The 1,721-nt window shown below is 71.6% G+C and carries 2 protein-coding genes; one reads left to right on the top strand and one right to left on the bottom strand.

Features of this window, described 5'->3' with window-relative positions:
• Positions 1-762, bottom strand: a 762-nt coding sequence (locus tag FNH05_RS36950) for an MFS transporter (RefSeq protein ID WP_144593470.1), incomplete at its 3' end; no start/stop codon positions are given.
• Between the two features lie 255 nt (positions 763-1,017).
• On the opposite strand from FNH05_RS36950, the gene FNH05_RS36945 reads away from it, so the two are divergent.
• The gene (locus tag FNH05_RS36945) at positions 1,018-1,581 is read left to right on the top strand and encodes a hypothetical protein (RefSeq protein ID WP_144593469.1); all 564 of its coding nucleotides are present in this window, start codon (positions 1,018-1,020) and stop codon (positions 1,579-1,581) included.
• Positions 1,582-1,721 lie beyond the last annotated feature (140 nt).

Below are 1,721 nucleotides of genomic sequence, written 5' to 3'. Positions count from 1 at the left end.
GTTCGTGTAGTGCAGCACGGTGCCGAGAAACGCCGGGGAGACCGCGGTGAACAACCCCAGCACCGCGAAACCGGCGAAACCCGCGATCACGGCGGGGACGAAGACGCCGCGGGCCTGGGGCGGCACGGTGATCTTCTGGGGTCGCAGCCGTGGCCGGGGCTGCCGCCGGACGGGTTCGGCGACCGCTTCGACGGCGACGGCGGCCAGCGCGACCAGCCCCAGGTAGACCGGATAGCACAGCCGCAGCGGGGCGGGGGCGTACTGGGCGAGGACACCGGCGAGCAGGGGGCCGAGGCCGAGGCCCGCCATGTTCGCCGCGGCGGCGACCAGGCTCGCCCGCCCACGGCTGCCGGGCGGGGCGACGTCGACGAGGGTCGCGGTGGCGGTGCCCGTGAAGATGCCTGCCGACAGCCCGGAGAGGACGCGCCCCACGGCCAGCCATGGCGTCGAGTCCGCCAGGACGAACACCACGGCGGCCAGCGCGGACAGGGCGAGGCCCGCCCGCAGCATCGGGCGGCGGCCGAGCCGGTCCGACCAGCCCCCGGCCAGCAGCAGGGCGGCCATGACGCCGAGGGCGTAGACGGCGAACACCACCGTGGTCGTCAGCTCCCCGAACCCGAACGCCCGCTGGTAGAGCGGATAGAGCGGAGTGGGCAGGGTGGTGCCGATCATCGCGGTGGTGAAGGCGAACGAGATCAGCGCGACCGCGGCCCGGCCGGGCACGGCCGTCCTGCGGGCGCGGGGAAGCACACGGGTCGCCATCACGCCGCGGGTTACCCGCCGCTCCCTCCGTTCACCCCTGGAGCCCGTTGTGGACCGGAAGACCGCAGGAGTGGCCATTGTGGACAGTGGCGTCCTCCGGTCAATAGATCACGATTGCGTGCCGGTATCCGGAGACCTTTTTTTGTTCGCGACGGCGGTTTTGCCATTTCAGGGGGCGGGTAGCTCGATCAGGTAGTGCCCTTGAGGGTGCCCGTCTCGAACTCACCGCCGTCGGACGGCGGGAAGGAGAAGATCATGAAGGTAGGCGGACTGGCACTGGGTGTGGGGGCGGGTTACCTGCTCGGGCGGACCCGGAAGATGCGGTTGGCATTGATGATCGCGACCGGCACGCTCGGCGGTTCGGCACGGCATCTGGTACGGCGCGGGCTGAGCGAACTCGGTGCCACGGAGGAACTGGGCAAGCTGACGGACCTGGCCCGCGACGAGCTGGTCAAGGCGATGAAGACCGCGGCCGTCACCGCGGCCAGTGGCCGGATCGACGCACTCAACGACCGGTTGCAGCAGCGGACGCTCGGTGACGGGCACACCAAGGGCAAGGGGCCCGAGGAAGGTGCCGAAGGCAAGGCCGCGACCGAGGAAGCGGAAGAGCGACCGGCCGAAGCCGCGAAGGAGAGCCGGGAAGCGCCGGCGCCCCGCGGCGAACGGACCGAAAAAGGCCCGGAAGAGGAAAGGGAACCGGCCCAGCGGCCCGCGGCACGGCGCCGCGACGAGTCCGGTGAGGACGAGGGCGTGCCCCGCCAGCGTGCGACACGGACCCGGACCGCCGCGCGGGCGACGGTTCGCCGCGTCAGGAGGTGAGCCGGATGGTCACCAACCAGCTCAAGAACGTCACCGGACAGGTCGCGGGCAAGGTCGAAGAGGTCGGGGGCAAGGTCGCGGAGAAGGCCACCGGCAAGGTGGGGGAAGTGGTGGGCAGCGTCGCGCCGTCCAACCCGCTC

Source organism: Amycolatopsis rhizosphaerae, from assembly GCF_007713715.1.
GTDB lineage: Bacteria > Actinomycetota > Actinomycetes > Mycobacteriales > Pseudonocardiaceae > Amycolatopsis_E > Amycolatopsis_E rhizosphaerae.
Note: the sequence above shows the minus strand (reverse complement) of the source record. Positions and strands in the feature narration are given on the sequence as shown.

What these genes read in the sequence shown, in the direction of transcription:
- FNH05_RS36945 (WP_144593469.1), top strand. Translation starts at nt 1,018, where the DNA reads ATGAAGGTAGGCGGACTGGCACTGGGTGTGGGGGCGGGTTACCTGCTC.